The sequence below is a fragment of the Serratia sp. OS31 genome (assembly GCF_014164835.1).
GTDB classification, from domain to species: Bacteria; Pseudomonadota; Gammaproteobacteria; order Enterobacterales; family Enterobacteriaceae; genus Serratia; species Serratia liquefaciens_A.
On the sequence record NZ_JACJFQ010000054.1, the window covers coordinates 1 to 17,611 of the forward strand.

Consider the following 17,611-nt stretch of genomic DNA (forward strand, 5'->3'; position numbering starts at 1 on the left):
GGCCACAGGTAAAACGAGTACTTGTGCCGGTAAAAACAGAAGTGCTTTCTTTAAATTCCATACCTATTATCGTCAAGACACAAAAATTCACTAACAACACTGAAAAGAAAATCCCCACTTTTAACGTATCTATTTCAGAGAGTTTATCAAACTCTATTTCATCAAAGTGGAGTACAGGCGGAAGCTTTAAAGTTGGTCAGAAATTCACTTATGGTGTGAGTTTTGGCGTAGAAGGAAAAGGAGAAACATCAATTGAGTATACTCAAAACTGGGGGATTGAAGGAACTAAAACAAAAACGTTCACTATTGGTTCAACATCGGGTGTCTCTGTTCCTTTAGAGCCTGGTGAATCAGTCATAAGTGTGTTAAAAGCAAGTCGGGGAGTAATGAAGGTTCGAATTCACTACCAAGCTTATCTTGTTGGTTGTGCAGCTATAAACTTTAAGAAAAAATATCAAGGCCATCATTTTTGGGGAGTAGATATACAAAGTATCATGCAATCAGCGGGTATAACTAATGCCATCAACACAACAGAGGACATTGAGCTCGAGTATTATTCTGATTCAGAAATTATTGTGAAAGATGCCAATAATGAAGTAACGCTTACCAGTTTAAAATTTTCTGACTTAGAGGCTAATATGGCCAGCCCTGTAATAGATTGATGCGTTTGTATAATTCAATGCCCGATGAGATTCATCGGGCATTGTTAATTTTAACTATCGATGTGGTCACCGTGTATTGTATGTAACCTCGTATTCCTCATGAAATTAGCTGTCTAATTAACAACAAAAAGAGGCATGCCAAATAAAACCGTCTTGCTCTCGACAGCATGTGACCCGGTTAGTTTATTTGCAACATCCAAAAATAAATTTTATCAAGCATTATTTCACCACGAGAATATTTTATTGGCATGATTTAGTTGGAGGACCACAGAGGTATAACACTCATTTTTTGAAGCTATTTGATAGTTTTTCATTGCCAAGGTAAAGTCAGCGGTCTTCATGTTTTTTATGTGTAAAATAACCAGGCCGTTCAGGATTGCTGCTTAATTTTTCTCATTATAAGGTAGCCTATCAACAAGGTTAATAAACCAACCATTCCCACGATGCATGTCATGATGACATCCAGGATGAAAAATGGGTCATAAATTATTTTCGCACCGTTTAAATACAGCTGGGTTAAATTAACCATGCATAACACAGAGAAAAAAAACATAGCAATAAACGCTGACAACCCTCTGCGAACCTTACTGTTTTTAAACTTAAAAATCACAACCAATGCAAGAGTACTTAAGAAAAATTGTATAATAAAATAAACCACCATCATCACACCTCAGGATGAAGTTTAATATTAAATTTAAAACCCCGTTTTTGGAGTTATATTAAAGATTTTAGATCCAGGGGAACGACTCTGGACACTACATAGACTGCTGGATTCTATCTACAGTAGTTCATAACCATTAGACGTATTATGCCTTTCATAACAATGTCATCAGAAAACTTAGATATCCTGTTAGCGAAACGTCAATCATACAGTGATTTAAACGTGTCGGTCACTTCACTGATAGTCATACATCAAGTCTCCAGTAACAATATATTGTTATAAAATTTTTATAACGAATTCCGGCTTTCTCTTTACCAGTTGCGGTTAGAATGTTCGCCGCAATAGAGTGGAATTTGGTGCGCAGGGTGCCTAAAATAGGCTGTATGCGGAATAAATACGACCCTTTTGAACAGAGCGTGTACTGGCATTGTTCATCTCAGCAGCTTTTATAACCCGGGTCAAAAATCCATTTTACTGTTACAACAGAGGAGAGTTATTTCAGCCTTGAAATCAGTAACGTTTTTGATTCAGAAAAAGAACATCTCCACAGAGAAAAACATGCAGATATTTGATGTGAATATCAAAATTATATATACAAAATCACGGACATAAGCTAAACCCCCATGTCGTCGAAAAGTTTCTCGATATGACTAGCTCACCAACGTATACACGCATGCGATTCTTTGTCATACACCACTCGAATCCTCCAGATATACGCTTAATCACAGTTATGTTCTCCCATTCTTTTTGATACTGCGCTTTACATATAAGCGTATTATTACTGTCATAACCGATGTAAGCGCCATGAGAACTAGCCGGCGCTGCACGACAAATAAAACCAAGGTAACCGTTCGTCTCTACACATTCAAACCGTTGGAATTCGTTATTCTCCCACACCCTCATTGATAAACAACCCGGATCGACATGGTATTGACTCTGTACCGTTACCGCATCTATATCTCTATCATGAATTAACGGATATTTATGAATAGCATAAATCTTTCCTGGGATAGGCATGTCATTTCCAGTGATCACTTGTCACCTCTTACCTTTATCCAAATATAGCATGATAAATCTGCAACCAGTGATTGGCATTCGTGTGTCTGTATTACGTAAAAGATATGGTTTTTAATGACGATCGAGAGACCAAGCGCCAGGGCCAGTTATAGACAGTAATAAAAAACCACCTGTGATGCTGATATTTTTATAGAAATGAAGCATGTTAGCTTTCATGGTGACGATATCACTGAACATATGCCAATAGGCATGACCAACAATGCCAGCCCCCACCGTGTATAACGCAAAAGCGAGCGCAATTGGTCGTGTAAAAAAACCTAAAACGATCAGAATCGATGCGCCAACTTCCATTAAAACTGCAATCGTTGCTGCGAAAGTAGGTACAGAAACCCCTAACGACGCCATGTAATGTACAGTTTCATTAAAACCCGTCAATTTTGGATAGCCAAATAATATAAAAAGTATAACAATCAATACACGAGCGATGAGTAAAATGAAATCTTTATAACGACTAAGACTGAAGTATCTTAAACCACCCATTGAACATCACCTATACAAAAAAACGGCTTATAATATATATCCCACGCAGAAGCGCAGAACATCTGCTCTAGCCACCAAATAAGACTATTGACAACATATCATTGCACCATAAATATTCAATCAATTCCCCACCATTCCTTCATCTAATAATAGACAAAAACCTCTTTTCCCCATTCCCCCAATGAGTATATGAGGAATCTCAGTCAGAGCCGACAGATTACTGCCTCCCAGTCACTCGGTTACCAGGTGATCATCATGGCGACAGTATCGCTATAGGTTCCAGCAGCCGGTGTCAAGCCGGACATCGGAACACGGCCGTAAACAATCAGTGGAACTGCGGCGCCGGTCCCCACGCCAGTCAACGCATTGGCACCACTGCCCCAGGTGGTGGTACGCGCTGCGTCCTGATATAAATTGTAGTTAATAAAAGCGTCCGCCGGGCTGGCCATGCGACGCTGGGTACCCCCTGTTACGTGTAGACCATTGTCCAGCGCTACCGTGTAGTCCGTCCCGTCGGTGCAAGTCAGGGACAACGTGCCAGCCCCTCCGGCACCGGTAGCACTGGCATCGATAATGTTAGCCAGCGACGAGTAAGTACCGAAACTGATGGAGCCGAAATCATTGACCGAACCACTGCTGTCACCCCCATCTACAACGCAACCCGCCCCAATGGTCAATGTCACGCCCAGCGAGCCCTGAAGGGTACCCGCCGCGTTAGCGGCACCGGTGACAGACAGCAGACTGACTACCGAACTCAATACCATTACAAACGTTTTCATCTTAATACCCCTTACCCTTCGAAAGAATATTCACTAATACACCGCCACGCCCAGAACATTGCGCACTTTCATTGCCTACACGGATAATGAATAGAATAATAAACCTCGCTTGTCATGGTAAAGGCTGACATTTTATTCATTCACCAACATCATGCACACTTATCCCATGACGGTAAAAGATCAATAATCCGTAGATGCAGCTGACGATGTCCTGACCTGACTTTTTTAATCACTTTTCGGCTTAAAATGGTCTCTTTCTTGTCTCGATGAATATAATTCAACACCCCAGTCGCTTGCGCTGGGCTGATTTTGAATGCCCTGCTAATGTCCTCTCGCGTCACCGCCCCCCCTCTTAATATCGCCCAATGGGCCACGGCAAGGTATAACGCCGGCGCCCCAAGGTAAGCAATCTCTTGAGGAAGGCAATAGTCACCGTGATTGGCTTGCTTCCCTGACACCACATTGCCTTTTTTCATATACACTCCTGTAATTATGCTTATTCCTTAAAAAATGCCTAACAACCTCAACAAGACCTTCAAGAGGGGGGCGAAAAAGCTAAAACTGATACGCCTTCGTGCTGCTGGCTAAAAAGTCAAACACCAACGCACCATGTGGCGCTAACAGAGGGCCGACAAAGGCTTTAAACGCATCATGTTGAGGGTCAACATATGCAGGCTCATTCACGATAGGTGCACCAACATAATAGTTTCGGTCACCTTCTGAAGAAAAGGTCACAATAAAAGCTTGTTCATAGCCTTGCCCTGCACCTTCCCCGCTACTCTGAGGCCCCTGAATAATGCTCTGTATATAGGGTGCCGTGCCGCCCGGGCGCATTGAGTACCGCAAGGCCATAAAACGTCGAATAACCTCCTCCTTCTGTTCGGGTGTCACAATGGCTGCATATTTGAATAAAACAATGTGTTTCATTGTGCCCCACTTATATCCCGGAGAAGTAAATGTTTTGTATCCGACTTTTTGCGCTTCATTTCTTAGCGAGGCTTCAATACTCGATGATGCAACAGATTGAACACTGAACATCCCCATCATCACCATGAAAAATACTCTGACTAACATGAGTTATCACTCCGTGTTATGGCTTCACCACCTTGAAATGCAGAGGCAACATCGCCCGAAAGAGAAAAGGCGAAACCACCCCCAATCGCATGACACTAATTGCTTCGTTGATTGAACTTTCGCTTCATCCCGATTATCGGCTCCCCTTTCGTCATGTGAATCACACACAAACATTGCTCTTGCCCTATTTTAGGGTCGGGTTGTGGTTTGGGGTTATCTGGGGCAGCCATAAACACAACCAAACTGACCGCCAGCATACCGGCGGAAGAAGTCATAAACATGCTTTTCAATTGTTCTTTCATGAACATGTATACCTTCATCCATTGATGAAATTTTGTTACCCTAACAAGTCAAGCCACAAAAAAAGAAGGCGCTTTTTTTGGGCTGACCACCAAACCAATCAGTGCTCTTCTTGTGGCCGTGATGCTGCTGCATCAACAATACGGATGTTATATACCATGGTCGAACCAGGGGGAACTTTCGGCGGCAACCCTCTGTCGCCATACGCTTTTTCCGGAGGAAGCAATAACACCAAGCTACCGTGGTTCTGTAATTTCTGCAGAGCAGCCTTAAAGACCGGCGGATAATCCTTGAGTGGCTGCGTCACCACTTTTCCGATGGTTTCCATATCACTCACCACCGTGCCATCTGGCAAACTTTCCTTCATGATCACTGAGACCTCATCGTTTTCTCCGATATCGCCCTGGCCGGCATACTCTATTCGGTACCACATCCCATCGCCCAACGTCTGCACCCCTTGTTGCTGACGGAAGGTCTTCACAAACTGTTTTCCGGCCGCCTCCGCTTTGGCTTTTTGCACCTTCAGGGTTTGCTGTACCCGCACTGAACTATCAAACAGCGCCTTGTTACGGCCTTTTTCATCCAAGCGATAAGTATTATTCAGCGCATCAACCACCCCCTCCTGCACCCAACGTAACTCCAGATCAGCCCCCTGAGATTGCCGTTCCTGGAACAGTTTGAGCACATCACGTCCTAGCGACGTACCCACAGCATACGCCTGCTGACGCAAAGCACTGTCTGGGGCACCCAACGACGTCTCTTTCATCTGTTTTTTAAGTGTATCCAGCGTATTTACTAACGCACTCATTTCACCCGCTTTCAATTCGAGGTTTTTTTCCCCCTGCGCAATTTGAGTCGTTTGCTTTTCTATGCGCAGCTTCATTTCCGCCAATGAGGCTTTTGCCGTTTGCAGTTCCGCAGATTGTGCCTGTGCGACCCGGGCATTTTCTTTTGTTTCCTTCATCAGATCCGTCAGTGCCTGACTTTTCTTCAACAGATCATTTTCCAGTTGTTGACGCTGCTTCTCTGCTCCCAATAACTGTTGCTGCACCACGCTCCGGTTACTGCTCAACTGGCTCGACAGCTGTTTCTGTTCTCGCAGAGATTCCGTCATCTCTTTAAGGGCCTGGTTATTGCTGGCCAATGCCTGATTTTTCCCCTGCAGCTCCGCGCTCAACGATACACGCAGTTTCTCCCCTGCCTGCTGCTGCTGCTGCTCCGCATTCACTTTGCTGGTCAATTGAGCCACTTGCTGTCTCAGCGTTTTCAGTTCTTCCTCTCGCGCTTTCAGCGCCTGAGTTGACGAAGCCGCCTCCTGCTGCGCATGGTTATACTGCAGTGTGATCGCCGCAACCTGTGCATTAAGCGTTTCCAGTTGACGCTGATGTTGCTTGATCTCCCCCTCACGCGCTTCCAGCAGCTTCCGCGCTTGGTCAGATTGTTGCGAACCTGCAGCCTGACGTTGTTCGAGTTGCTTCAAACGCGACTGGAGCTGAAGCAACTGCCTTTCCTTTTCCTGCAGTGACGCCTTTGTCACCGAAAGCTGTTCAAGCAAGACCATATGTTCTTTACGCTCCGTCTCTTCTTTTTGTTGCTGAAGGGACTGACCGTTCGCCTGGGCACGTGAAGCTTGCCTTAACCGGGTCAACTCGGCCTCCTGACGCCCCAATTCAGCTTGCTGTGTACGCAGGGTTTTCATCAACCGGCTAACTTCCCCTGACCTTGTCGTTCGACCTGGGGAGGGCGGTACGACTGACTTTGATGTGGGTGCCGCAAGCAATGCGGGGATATCGCCTGCATCCTGATTGGCCAGCGACTCCAGCGTTTGCAAGGCGTTGTCTTGGGGCGGTTCAGCATGTGCCAACCGTCCCACATTCAACGCCCCCAAGACTAGCAAGACAGTGGCTCCTGCCCGACAATAACGGCACCCCATTACTGCGAGCCTTTGTCAATACGACGGACCAACGCATTCATCACTTGATGTTCAATCTCTGCACACACCTGTCCGGTCTTGAACTTGTAAAGCGCATCCACCGTATCGCGCGTTCCAACCCCGACCTCCCCCCTCACCGAGCTGTACTGCGAAACCGACGTGACCAGGCTATCGAAATAAGCTTTTTTCTGGCGATAGGTAGCCGGACTGATGACCCTTAACGAATCCAGCGCTTTGCGGCACTGGTCAATGGACAGTGATGTGCGAGTCGTGGTCGAGGCGGTAGATATCTCTGATGGCAAAGGGGGCGGAGCAACCGGTTGCGCAGCCTGAGATACATCCCCGGAAGGCGTGCTATTGACGGAAATAGAGTCAGGTTCAGCACACCCTCCCAATACCATAAACATCAGAACCAACACTGAGCGAAAACACCGATGCATTGCATCCCGCAGGCGAACAAACTCAAAAATAGCTATCACAATCGACCTCAAGTTATTCATGAACGTTTTTAATTAACACACGAAAAACGATTATTCCCACAGGCGCAGGACTATTTTTTGTGACCTTGACGTAATTTACGCCGCCAGACCCATCGAGCATGTTGAATCAAAGAAAAAAGGCAAACTACCAGAAGTATCACAAGAATTGTCACCCAAACTTGTATATGTTCATGCATATTTCCCCCTCCTGTAATATGGGGAACCTTGGCCGTTCCCCTCTCACCAGACTTTACTTATTGGAAACCGTTACTGTGACTCTGCGATCAGGGGCTAAACATTCAATCAGTGAACGGCGCTGAAGCCCGTCATGGCACTGCGCATCAGTGACGGACTCGGTTGCACCGCGCCCCTCAGTATGGATCATGACTTTCGGCACGCCCGCCTGGTGCAGACTGGCCGCCACAGCATCGGCCCGACGTTGAGAGAGACGCTGGTTATATGCTGGGGTTCCCAGTCGGTCGGCATGCCCCACCACCGAGACCTGCATGTTGTCGGTGCGTTTTACTTTTTCCTGCAGCTGCTGTGCCAGTTGAGAAATATCCCGTTGTCCTGCCGGTGTCAGCACGGTAGAGTTAAACCCAAAGAGGGCATCGGCGCTTAATGTAAAGGTCCGAGGCGCTGACGCCACCGGGGCAAGCTGAGACACCGGCGTCAGCACAGGAGCCGATGCCGGTTTACCTGCAAATCGGTAGACAATGCCGAGGCTGGTCTGCCCATTATCAAGCACGACGCCGTTATTTCCCCCCTCCCCCACACTGGCCACATATTGGTACTCCAGGCGTAAGGCAAGTGCATCACTGAGCGCAATCTCCGTACCTAATGCAGCCAGTGGGCTAACCCCTGTGTCGGCTGAAGTGTTTCCCGCCTGACGCGCTTCGGAGCGCCAGCCCATCGCACCGGCCCGGGCATACACTGACCAATCAGGGGTGAGGGGCGCACTTAATTTGATACCTAGCTGAATGCCGTGGTTACTTTGGCTGATCCCCGGCGCCTGGCTGCGTCCGATATGCGCATTTCCCAGGTAATCGTACCCACCTTCCACGGCGAGCCAGTCCGTAAACTGATAGCCCAGAAAGGCCCCACCGCCAACGCTGCTACCGGTCAGCCGGGCGTCCTTACCGGCACTGGCAGGGAGAGAGACATTGTAATAATCAGACCAGCTGGCCTTGGCACCCAGATAGGTATCCCCGGCTTTTGCAGCATTGGCAGCCGGCACTAACACCACCCCCAAGAGAACTCCAGGCAAGAAACAGGCCAGCCCCTTGGCGGATTTATTTTTCAAGCGTTCCATGTATGAACTCCACGAATTATTTAGACTTAGTCATTATTTAATGTGCTGACCGATAACAGCCATATATATTCATTCTGACATTAAATAGAACTCACAGGCATGGGTAATAAAGGCTGAACAGAAAGCAAGATATAGAATCTGCTTTGTTGTTTTCCTGTTAGCCGGGCCATGCGAAATATTGTCACTTGGTTGAACGTGCCAATTGCTCACATCACAACAGGCCCCATTAGGCACAAAAATATCCGCACCTATACCCACCCTCCATGTCGGGCCCTGGTGCGGAATAATGGCCTCCCTTCATCTTATTAAGAACAGCGACTCTAACGGGGTTCAGATACCTACTGATAATTGAGCGTAAACTGGGCAGTGGCATTGGCGGCGCCGACGCTGACCACCGCTGGCGACGTCGTGGCTTTATAACGCGCAAAGAACTGCAGGTCATTATTGCCTGATGCCAGCGTCATCATGGCCGATGGCGAAGCCAGGTTAATGGGGTTTCTGTTGCTGTCTTCAATACGGATCCCCACACCACTGGCAACGCCGGTACCACCGTCAATTTTAAGCAGGGTATTATCATTACTATCTGCGGTACCGGAGAAGGTAATGGTAGCCTGCTTGGCGTCAGGGCAATTGAGTTTTAGGGTAAAGGGCACAGGTGGCGACATCCCGTCCCCTGCAAACTGATTGGTCCCCCAACGTCCAAGAATAACCGGTGGTTCAGTAGCCGCATCGCGCACGGAACAGCCTGCTTGACTAATGCTGCCTTCAAAATTGAGGAGGACTGTCTCCGCGCGGGCCGGCACGACCATCAGCATCAAGGCGGGCAGTGACAGGCAGAGGAAAAGAGCCAGGTTCTTGTTCATCATGTCTCCTCACTCATAGCTAAGGGTTAAGGTTGCAGACGCATTGGCTTGACCGGCGGTGACAGTGCCAGCCGTCTGGATGTAACGAGCAGTCCAGGGCAGCTCATATATACCGGTGCCGTTCACTTTATCATTCACGATAAATGGCTGATTCAGGGTAATGGGGCTATTGTTTTGCAGAATTTGCACCCCTACCCCGGTGGCTGTCCCCGCGCCATTAGTCAACGCAATGGCACTTGAGTTATCGGTGTCTACGGTCGCCGCGACCATGGCATTGACGCGAGCGCCTGCACCACAATTTAAAGTTACCGGCACTTTTTCTTCTCTGGTGGTTTTACCGAGACCGGTAAAGAAATCGCTTTGCCAATTATCGAGAGAGACATTGAGCGAGTTCTGGGACGTGAGTTCACACCCCGGAACCTGTATGGTTAAAGGACCCGTTGAAAAAACTCGAGCTCGAAGATAGAGATCAGAATCTTCCGTATAGCCTAATGAATCCGTATGAGGTGTGCGTCTAACTCGAACTTTAGCGTATGCAAGATCAGACGGCGGCATCCATTGACCGGGGGACACATCGCCAATCTTTTTCAACTCAACCGTGACAGATTCAGTATAGACAAAGTGCGTTACATTAGTTAGGGCATATGCCTGTACTATTCGCTCCACGGGACCGACAATGCCACCCATATTATCTTCGTTATACCATGACTGCGTAAAAGTGACTTGAACTCCCACACCAGGAATTGGAGTTTTAAAGAACCAGTGGTAACTCGACTCATCTCCAGGCACAATTGTATACCCTATGCGGTTTTCATAACCTCCTGCGATTGGACATATCATCTCATTGTGGTTGGAGAAAGTGTATTTCGCTATTTGCCCCCCAATAGGCAAAGAAGGTGGAACACTTATTGTTCCAAAATTAAACGGTAAATCAGCACTGCCTGCAGTTATATGACAGCTTGGGATTTTCGCCGCATAAGCATCCATACAAAAAGCAAACATCCCTAATAAAAAGGTTATCCGGGCGCCATAACGCCACTGACCGCGCTTCTTGTTCATGGGTAATATCATCTTGGTAGACTCATTGTTGATAACATTCATGGCAACCACTCTTTTTAATCTTCTCATTTAACCCGCCGACGACCACCCATGGTCCACGACAAATTACAGGTGAAAAAATACATTCATTCTTTTTTCACCCGACTTGAACATTACAGACACTGCATCTGAGTCTGCGCCGGCATCGCACCGCTTGTCTGGCCCGGTAGACTGAAGCTCGCACGACACTGTTGTGACGCACCACTACCCCACTTCGCCAGCACGCTGCCACTCTGCGGCACACCGCTCAGATACACCTGGCCGCCATCACCCACAATGCCACTGCTTCCCGACTCACCCACCAGTGACACCGTTGCACCGAACGGCACCGGCTGACCGCCCTTCATCAAGGTCATCAAAACTCGCAGACCAATCCGGGTTTTGTAATCCGCCACCACCACTGCACCTGAAGTTGGCACCACCGACTTCACGTTGCCGTCCATGTCCACATCCTCCGGCAAACTGGCCGGGTCAAGTGAGACCTGCGAACGGCGATACGGCGTCAGATACGGCACCACCGCATATCCACGCCAGTCGGTACGCACCCCCGTGTTGTTCATGACTTTTGCCCCGGCTGCCCCCGGCGCCCGTACGATGGCAATCGGCGCATTACCCGACAACGGCTGCGACAACGTTATTCCATTCGGGTGAACCACCACGGCCCCGTCGATACCGTAGTTGACCTGACGGTTGTTCGGGCTGTAGTTGTAGCCGCCCCGCACCGTTGCCAAGCGCCCCTGGTATGTCGCACTCGTCGACCCACTGTTCCCCACGCCTCGGGTGCCATACCCTTCCGACAGGCTGTAGCTCAAGTTGTTGTCTTCCAATGCCGTTCCGCTGATGCCCGTCTGATAGGTCGTCGCCCCACCTTTCGAATGCATCACGCTTGCGTTCGCCCAAGCTCGTGGCAACCAACGGTCCAGCGGAATACTGACGTTCAACGCCACCTGCTGGTCATTGCCCTCACCAAAGGGTTGCTTACTGTAGGTATATGCCACGCCGTACGTGATGTTGTCCCACGAGTTGTTGTAGCCAACGCTGATGTTCCGTTCAGTCCCCGGCGTATTCCAAAAATCACGCTGGTAGGCCGTCAAGGACAAGGAACCCCAGTCTCTCAACGTCTGCGAAAAGTTCACTTGCAACTTCGTCCGCTGGTTATATCGCGAGTTAAAGAAGTAACCTTCTGACTCTGACTTGTAGTTCAGGGCCTCATTAAAGGTGTAATACCCTTCCGTAGAATACCGATAGGCCGCGAGTGTCAACGTAGAGCCGGTGTCCAACACCGCTTTGGAATATTGGAAACCGTACGACTGCCCTTTCTGGCTTTTGCCATCTGACATCGTGGTGTAGGCCTGTTTCACATCTGCCGCCAATGACCCGATACCCCCCAGACTCACCCCTAACCCCAGGGCCAGCGAGTTATACAGATGGGATGTCTGGAACCCACCGTAAATGGTCAGGTCCCGCGGCAAACCGTACAGCATGGAGAGCTGCCCCAATACCGGTTCATCGTTATACTGGCTGCTTGAACGGTATTTCCCCACGGTGAAGGCATACTTCAACCGCCCCTCGCGCTGCATCATCGGCACACTGGAGAACGGCTGTACAAAACTGCGCTCCCGTCCATCTGCTTCCGTGATAGTCACCGTCAAGTCGCCACTGGAAGCCGTCGGATACAGGTCGTTCAACACAAAGGCACCAGGCGGTACATACGTCTGATAAATTACCGCCCCATTCTGCTTAACCGTAACCCGGGCGTTACTGTTGGCAATGCCGCGCACCGTTGGCGCAAAGCCACGCATGCTGTCCGGCAGCATGCTGTCATCGGACGCCAGTTGCGCCCCCCGAAACTGCACACTGTCAAAAACATCCGACGGCGTGTAGCTGTCACCCAGTGTCAATTGCCCTTCCACAGGAGGGACATCCCGCTGCAGATAGGTCTCATTGGAGTTCCAGTGCTGCTGCGTTTCCCCTTTACTGTCTTTATAAGCGCTCCAGACGCTGTTGTTACGCAAACGCCAGGCCCCCAAGTTTGCCCCTGAGCGCAACCCCAGAAAATAGTTGTCGCTACGCCCGCTATCGCTCTGTCCTCGCTGCCAGGAGTTGCCCCCGCTGAACTGATAACTGGTCATCAATGCCGGCACCCCTTCATCCCAGTATTTGGGATCGACAGCCCCGCGAGCCGTCAGGTCCATCAAGGCCTGTGGCACCGTGAGCTCCAATCGCTGCAGCGAAAAGTCAAACCGCGTGGTGGCTTGCGGAATGTAAAGCGGCAGGTCGGTTATCACCTTCCCCTTGTCCACACCTTGCAGCGCCGGCGCCGCCGCCAGCTTGACACCCCATTCATCAAGCTGGGCCGGTGTCAGTTGCGGCACCAGCTTGCCATCACTCCCAGCCACAAAGATGATATCTTGGGTATCCTGCAATTCCCCATTCATATACACGTCAACCCGGTAGGTACCAGGCGCCTGCCCTCCCGGGTCGGAAAACATCGACAGATCCTTGGGTACGCTCATCGGGTTGTCGATTTCCAATGCATACAGGTTAAACTCATCCCGCGCCTGAACGCCGGACGACAGGGTAGACAACGCCACTGCCCCCAAAACAAGAACCCCGCATGAACGCCGCGACGACGGTGGCACCGTGGACAATATTCTCTTCATACGCATAAGTAATCCCTCTCCCCTTTATTCTTTTTCATTGTCACTCAGTGGGTTAATTCACCATCGACGTCTGCGGCTTTGAGTACCCGCCATAATCATTGATTAGCTGCCAGCTCACCTGACCGCCGGTTCCCCCCGCCGGCAATGTGTAATGAGCGCTGCCTTTGGGAGGTAGCATGATGTTGCTGGTATCGACACTGGCGGCCCCCACTTTCAGGGAGTAGAAAGTCAAGTAATACGGCGAAGCATTGGTGACCTGAAGTGCATTTCCCTGACGTTGAAACGTCACCTGCGGATATAACTCGTCTTCGTGTTTGTTCTTAAGACTGTCCGGTCGATAGAATAATTTGATGCGCGACTTGACCGAGATTTGCAGCAGATTGGCATTCGTTGCGCTTGCGCTTGATGGCGTGGCTGGGATGGATTTCACGTTCAGCCAAAATACCGACTCCCGGTCTTCGGGTAATGCCCCGCCAGCCCGGATAATGCGGATCTGGTTTTCATTGCCGGCATCCAGTCGAAACAACGGCGGCGTCACAACAAAAGGCGGCTTAGCCCCCCCTTTTTGTTTGCCATCAGCGCCATCACTATCGACCCATGATTGAATAAGGTAGGGCGTTTTATCGGGGTTTTTTACCGAAATAGCGCTTTCTCGCTTGTTGCCGTCATATACCAAGCGGGTGCCGCCAACAATCACGCCTGCGTGTGCGCTGACGACATAAAGTCCAAGCAATAATGCACATACCCGTTGCAGTACTGTCGATTTTTGGTTCATTGCGAATCGCCACTCTGTTGTATTGTCTATTTTTTAGCCAAAATGAATACGTGAGATAAGGCGCAAAGGGGGGGCTTTGCGCCTTTAATAACTACTGCGCGTAAAATTTACGGGTAAATAATGGTGAAATCAGTGGTCGCATTCGCTTTACCGGCCACCACATCCGCTACGGTAGACTTGTAGCGAGCGGCCAGATTTAGTGTTGCATTACCGGCAGTGACTGGATAAATAGTGGTTGAGGTTTCACGCATTGGGATTGGTGTATTGCTAAAACCATCCAGCAACTCAATAGCTACCCCTTCCGCCACACCGGCTTCAGGGCTCAGCTTCAGCAAATCCAGGTTGGCCGGATCTTCCATGCCCTCAAAACGGATCTGCACGCTATTCAGCGTGGCAGGGCAGCCTGACAATTTAATCTGGAAGGAATGGGTACCACTTGTGGTCCCGGCCGTAGACTTGAATGAACTCCGTGCCACTTTACCCAAATCCACTTCCAGTGGGTTTGGCAAGCCCTCATTAACTTGACAGGTAGTATCGATAATCTCGCCAGTGAAGTGCACGGAACCATCAGAAGCCTGGGCGGCAGAAACCCAAGTTGCGCCACTCACAACCGTTGCCATAATCAGCGAAATAATTTGCTTTTTCATACTTTTAAACTCCATAACACAATATTTATCACCACCTCTAAGAGAAGTAAGTGGTGCCTGTCTGTTTGGTCCTCCCCTGGATTCTTATTGCGCTTAATTGGCAGGTTTTTGCCTTATCCCTCGAAAGAAGCGCACAATTAAACGAGACAATTAGGACCAAATTGTTCAGTTTGGAGTTTTCATCTAATTATTGTGAATAAATTAGTTTTTTAAACTTTTTATTGTTGTTTTTCTTGTTGCTTTGTTGAATTTTAAACCAATGCTGCTAGCAGGGGAGAGGGGGTAACGAGGGAGGGAGACCAGGGAGGGTCGATGAAATAGAGCGTAAATACTTAACGACTTGAGCGTCCTTGCATGAAAAATCCAATGTAAACATAGTGTTAAAATTAAAATCCACTAATGGATTATGAATGGAATTGACTTTTCTTGTTCTTGATTTAATCTTATTTACAGTTTGGTCCTAAGTGTCTTGTTTTTCTTTTAATCTCTTTGCCATACTCCTCTAAATCGCGCAGCATTACTCGCAGTATAAAGAACGGTGTGTCGGATATTTCGGTGTCCCAAATAATCCTGAATTAATCGTGTATCCGTTCCATTATCTGCCAGGGCATAACCACAGGCATGTCGCAACATATGTGGATGCAGCGGAACAGGTATATCGGCTTTTTGTCCATATTGCTTTAACAGATTATATATTTGTTGACGTGACAAACGCCCTCCTTTCTGTGAAAGGAACAACCATTCGCTATGCGCACCACGCCAATGTTCTCTTTGCTTCAACCATTGGCTCAGCAGCGTTATTTCGTTTTTTAATAGAGGGTGTATTGTGGAAAATCCTTTTTTGAGTCTGTTAATTCGAATGACTTTACTCGATAAGTCAACATCTGACAGCGTTAATGACGATAACTCGCTGACTCTAAAACCGTGGATAAAACAGATCTTGATCAGGCATTCGTCTCTGATGCCATGAACCCCCTGACGTGACGCGCTCAACAAGCGACTCACTTCATCATGCGTGAGGTATTTTCTTTTACTCAACGTTGTTACTCCTCGTTAGACAATGATCAACCACACGAAACAAGACACCGCGTAAATGTCGGTGACAGAGCATCATATACGGAGTTTTAGGTAATGTGTTGTTTAAACTCACATTTCAAATAAGAGTACCACATGGACACGGGTTTTATCTGGAGATAGAACGATGACAACACGGAATTTACATATCATACCGACCCCCTCTGAGCCCCTTTCTTGGCATCATTCGCATAAACCTCAGGAGGTCCTCCAAAGCCTGATACATCGTTTTAGTGATATTGGTCACACGGTTTCGTTACGGGAAGGTGAAACGCTGACGGCCAATGGGGACTTTTTCTGGCTCATTACCGAAGGAAGTTTTTCCCTCATCCGTCACCCCGATGAACTGCATCTCGATGCCGACGCAGCCCCCGCCATATTTGGCCTTAACGAACTGTTTCATCATGGCAGCACCCTCTTTCTCGCGGCCACAAAACCCTGTCAGATGTTGTGCGTGGCTTCTCATCAACTGTGGCGACACAAGCATGATCCCCAGCTCTGGTATGAATTAACCGTCCTGGCTATCTATCATTTACAACGCCTCATTTTGCATCATTCACAATTGGTCGGTGTCGATGCTTACACGATGGTACGTTCGAAACTCTTTGAGCTGATGTCGATACCCATTCAAGAACGAATGCATATCAATGTGCAGCAATATATTCGTCAATACACCAAGCTCTCACGCAGTGGTATATTGAAGATCCTCTCGGCCTTACGCCATGGCGGATATATCGATATCCAACGTGGGCGTCTGATGTCCATCAACCATCTCCCAACCAGATATTAGGTTAATATGGTCGTACACGAGCCTAAAATTACAGCATATCTTCCAGAGAGCCCCCCTCCCATACGTATTATCCTGATGGAGCCCTTGGGATTTTTGCGTCACAGTATGATGCTATTTATTCAGACATACCTCCCTCAGACTGTTGTCGTTGCTGCCGTTGACAGTCTGGCGACACTGAGACAGGTAATAAGAAAGACGCCTTTTGACTTTCTTATCATGGAGATACATGGAAAATCAGAAAGCATTATCGATTTTTATCTCTTTATGAAAGAAATTCAATTGCATTGGATCAACAAACCGTTTTTGCTTTGGAGCGAGATATCGACTCGTTTTGTACGACACTTGATAACTCAACATACGTTAAATGGGATCATAAAAAAATCAGATTCCTTGACATCTTTAATGTTTCAGCTGGAAAAAATATGTGGCTTCCTTCGAGAAGGTCCTGTGCACGTGGCCTCCATCGACTTTATAGAGCCTTATGATATCAGTCTGACACCTCAGGAGTCGCGGGCCATCAGTTATTTCATGACTGGATATAACTCCCATCACATAGCGAAAAAAATGAACTTAACAATAAAAACCGTCAGTACCCATAAACGTAGCGCCATGAGGAAACTCGGTGTAAAAAACAATGTCGAGTTATTAGCGTTGTATAAATATGCTTTTGTGATTTAAACATAATTTCCGCATGGTGAAAACACAGAGGTAATGTGGTATAGGAACCAAATAAAATAAAGGGGGATTCATGAGTGCGTATCTGAAGAGTGTGGGGTTTTATATTCTGTCCATAGCTATTTTTTTAATGTGTCTTTCTGGGTTGGCCGCAGTTGTTTTTTTATCTCATTTATCTAATTGAGACATTGTATGGGGAAGAGTTGATGATACCGTTAATGTTTGAGCAACATTACGTAAGGAGAGGATAAGCTGACCTTGAGGGGAAT

The 17,611-nt window shown here is 48.0% G+C and carries 16 protein-coding genes and 1 pseudogene; 3 read left to right on the plus strand and 14 right to left on the minus strand.

The window, feature by feature from the left end; genetic code table 11:
* Positions 1 to 662 (plus strand): annotated as a pseudogene (locus tag H5P17_RS25235) (hypothetical protein); the annotation flags it as partial.
* A gap of 1,789 nt (positions 663 to 2,451) precedes the next feature.
* Here H5P17_RS25235 and H5P17_RS25240 read toward each other — a convergent pair.
* The 14 genes from H5P17_RS25240 to H5P17_RS25305 all read right to left on the minus strand — a co-directional run bounded on the left by H5P17_RS25240 (position 2,452) and on the right by H5P17_RS25305 (position 15,841).
* Positions 2,452 to 2,880 carry a DoxX family protein gene (locus H5P17_RS25240; RefSeq protein ID WP_182825759.1) on the minus strand — a complete coding sequence of 143 codons (429 nt, stop codon included), beginning with the start codon at positions 2,878 to 2,880 and terminating at the stop codon, positions 2,452 to 2,454.
* A gap of 239 nt (positions 2,881 to 3,119) precedes the next feature.
* Positions 3,120 to 3,659, minus strand: a complete 540-nt coding sequence (locus tag H5P17_RS25245; RefSeq protein WP_182825760.1) for a spore coat U domain-containing protein — start codon at positions 3,657 to 3,659, stop codon at positions 3,120 to 3,122.
* A gap of 149 nt (positions 3,660 to 3,808) precedes the next feature.
* Entirely contained in the window at positions 3,809 to 4,135 is a 327-nt protein-coding gene (locus H5P17_RS25250) for a CaiF/GrlA family transcriptional regulator (protein ID WP_182825761.1), read from the minus strand.
* Positions 4,136 to 4,214: 79 nt separating this feature from the next.
* Complete coding sequence (locus tag H5P17_RS25255) at positions 4,215 to 4,733, minus strand: Dabb family protein (protein WP_255477996.1); 519 nt, start codon at positions 4,731 to 4,733, stop codon at positions 4,215 to 4,217.
* Positions 4,734 to 4,828: 95 nt separating this feature from the next.
* Positions 4,829 to 5,035 (minus strand): hypothetical protein, encoded by a 207-nt coding sequence (locus H5P17_RS25260; protein WP_182825762.1) that lies wholly within the window; start codon positions 5,033 to 5,035, stop codon positions 4,829 to 4,831.
* Positions 5,036 to 5,133: 98 nt separating this feature from the next.
* Positions 5,134 to 6,732 carry an FKBP-type peptidyl-prolyl cis-trans isomerase N-terminal domain-containing protein gene (locus H5P17_RS25265; RefSeq protein WP_182825763.1) on the minus strand — a complete coding sequence of 533 codons (1,599 nt, stop codon included), beginning with the start codon at positions 6,730 to 6,732 and terminating at the stop codon, positions 5,134 to 5,136.
* A 233-nt stretch (positions 6,733 to 6,965) separates the two neighbouring features.
* Entirely contained in the window at positions 6,966 to 7,268 is a 303-nt protein-coding gene (locus tag H5P17_RS25270; RefSeq protein ID WP_182825764.1) for a hypothetical protein, read from the minus strand.
* 427 nt (positions 7,269 to 7,695) lie between these two features.
* Positions 7,696 to 8,757: a porin OmpA gene (ompA, locus tag H5P17_RS25275; protein WP_182825765.1), complete on the minus strand. Its 1,062-nt coding sequence runs from the start codon at positions 8,755 to 8,757 to the stop codon at positions 7,696 to 7,698.
* Between the two features lie 338 nt (positions 8,758 to 9,095).
* Positions 9,096 to 9,620, minus strand: coding sequence for a fimbrial protein (locus tag H5P17_RS25280; RefSeq protein WP_182825766.1), 525 nt, complete (start codon positions 9,618 to 9,620; stop codon positions 9,096 to 9,098).
* A gap of 9 nt (positions 9,621 to 9,629) precedes the next feature.
* A complete protein-coding gene (locus H5P17_RS25285; RefSeq protein ID WP_182825767.1) occupies positions 9,630 to 10,721 on the minus strand; it encodes a fimbrial protein in 1,092 nt (363 codons plus the stop codon).
* Positions 10,722 to 10,831: 110 nt separating this feature from the next.
* Entirely contained in the window at positions 10,832 to 13,381 is a 2,550-nt protein-coding gene (locus H5P17_RS25290) for a fimbria/pilus outer membrane usher protein (RefSeq protein WP_182825768.1), read from the minus strand.
* A 52-nt stretch (positions 13,382 to 13,433) separates the two neighbouring features.
* The gene (locus H5P17_RS25295) at positions 13,434 to 14,156 is read right to left on the minus strand and encodes a molecular chaperone (protein WP_182825769.1); all 723 of its coding nucleotides are present in this window, start codon (positions 14,154 to 14,156) and stop codon (positions 13,434 to 13,436) included.
* A gap of 107 nt (positions 14,157 to 14,263) precedes the next feature.
* Positions 14,264 to 14,803: a fimbrial protein gene (locus tag H5P17_RS25300; protein ID WP_182825770.1), complete on the minus strand. Its 540-nt coding sequence runs from the start codon at positions 14,801 to 14,803 to the stop codon at positions 14,264 to 14,266.
* A gap of 480 nt (positions 14,804 to 15,283) precedes the next feature.
* Complete coding sequence (locus H5P17_RS25305; RefSeq protein WP_182825771.1) at positions 15,284 to 15,841, minus strand: tyrosine-type DNA invertase; 558 nt, start codon at positions 15,839 to 15,841, stop codon at positions 15,284 to 15,286.
* A gap of 163 nt (positions 15,842 to 16,004) precedes the next feature.
* Between H5P17_RS25305 and H5P17_RS25310 the strand changes: the two genes are divergently transcribed.
* Together H5P17_RS25310 and H5P17_RS25315 are read left to right on the plus strand one after the other, a co-directional pair.
* A complete protein-coding gene (locus H5P17_RS25310) occupies positions 16,005 to 16,667 on the plus strand; it encodes a helix-turn-helix domain-containing protein (protein ID WP_182825772.1) in 663 nt (220 codons plus the stop codon).
* Between the two features lie 105 nt (positions 16,668 to 16,772).
* Positions 16,773 to 17,345 (plus strand): LuxR C-terminal-related transcriptional regulator, encoded by a 573-nt coding sequence (locus H5P17_RS25315; RefSeq protein ID WP_182825774.1) that lies wholly within the window; start codon positions 16,773 to 16,775, stop codon positions 17,343 to 17,345.
* Positions 17,346 to 17,611: the final 266 nt, after the last annotated feature.

Excerpts from the sequence above, each read along its gene's own strand:
- H5P17_RS25265 (WP_182825763.1), bottom strand. The coding sequence starts at position 6,732 with ATGAAAACCCTGCGTACACAGCAAGCTGAATTGGGGCGTCAGGAGGCC.
- H5P17_RS25300 (WP_182825770.1), bottom strand. The coding sequence starts at position 14,803 with ATGAAAAAGCAAATTATTTCGCTGATTATGGCAACGGTTGTGAGTGGC.
- H5P17_RS25280 (WP_182825766.1), bottom strand. The coding sequence starts at position 9,620 with ATGAACAAGAACCTGGCTCTTTTCCTCTGCCTGTCACTGCCCGCCTTG.
- H5P17_RS25310 (WP_182825772.1), top strand. The coding sequence starts at position 16,005 with ATGACAACACGGAATTTACATATCATACCGACCCCCTCTGAGCCCCTT.
- H5P17_RS25255 (WP_255477996.1), bottom strand. The coding sequence starts at position 4,733 with ATGTTAGTCAGAGTATTTTTCATGGTGATGATGGGGATGTTCAGTGTT.
- H5P17_RS25315 (WP_182825774.1), top strand. The coding sequence starts at position 16,773 with ATGATGCTATTTATTCAGACATACCTCCCTCAGACTGTTGTCGTTGCT.
- H5P17_RS25290 (WP_182825768.1), bottom strand. The coding sequence starts at position 13,381 with ATGAAGAGAATATTGTCCACGGTGCCACCGTCGTCGCGGCGTTCATGC.
- H5P17_RS25250 (WP_182825761.1), bottom strand. The coding sequence starts at position 4,135 with ATGAAAAAAGGCAATGTGGTGTCAGGGAAGCAAGCCAATCACGGTGAC.
- H5P17_RS25295 (WP_182825769.1), bottom strand. The coding sequence starts at position 14,156 with ATGAACCAAAAATCGACAGTACTGCAACGGGTATGTGCATTATTGCTT.
- H5P17_RS25285 (WP_182825767.1), bottom strand. The coding sequence starts at position 10,721 with ATGAATGTTATCAACAATGAGTCTACCAAGATGATATTACCCATGAAC.
- H5P17_RS25245 (WP_182825760.1), bottom strand. The coding sequence starts at position 3,659 with ATGAAAACGTTTGTAATGGTATTGAGTTCGGTAGTCAGTCTGCTGTCT.
- ompA (WP_182825765.1), bottom strand. The coding sequence starts at position 8,757 with ATGGAACGCTTGAAAAATAAATCCGCCAAGGGGCTGGCCTGTTTCTTG.
- H5P17_RS25260 (WP_182825762.1), bottom strand. The coding sequence starts at position 5,035 with ATGAAAGAACAATTGAAAAGCATGTTTATGACTTCTTCCGCCGGTATG.
- H5P17_RS25240 (WP_182825759.1), bottom strand. The coding sequence starts at position 2,880 with ATGGGTGGTTTAAGATACTTCAGTCTTAGTCGTTATAAAGATTTCATT.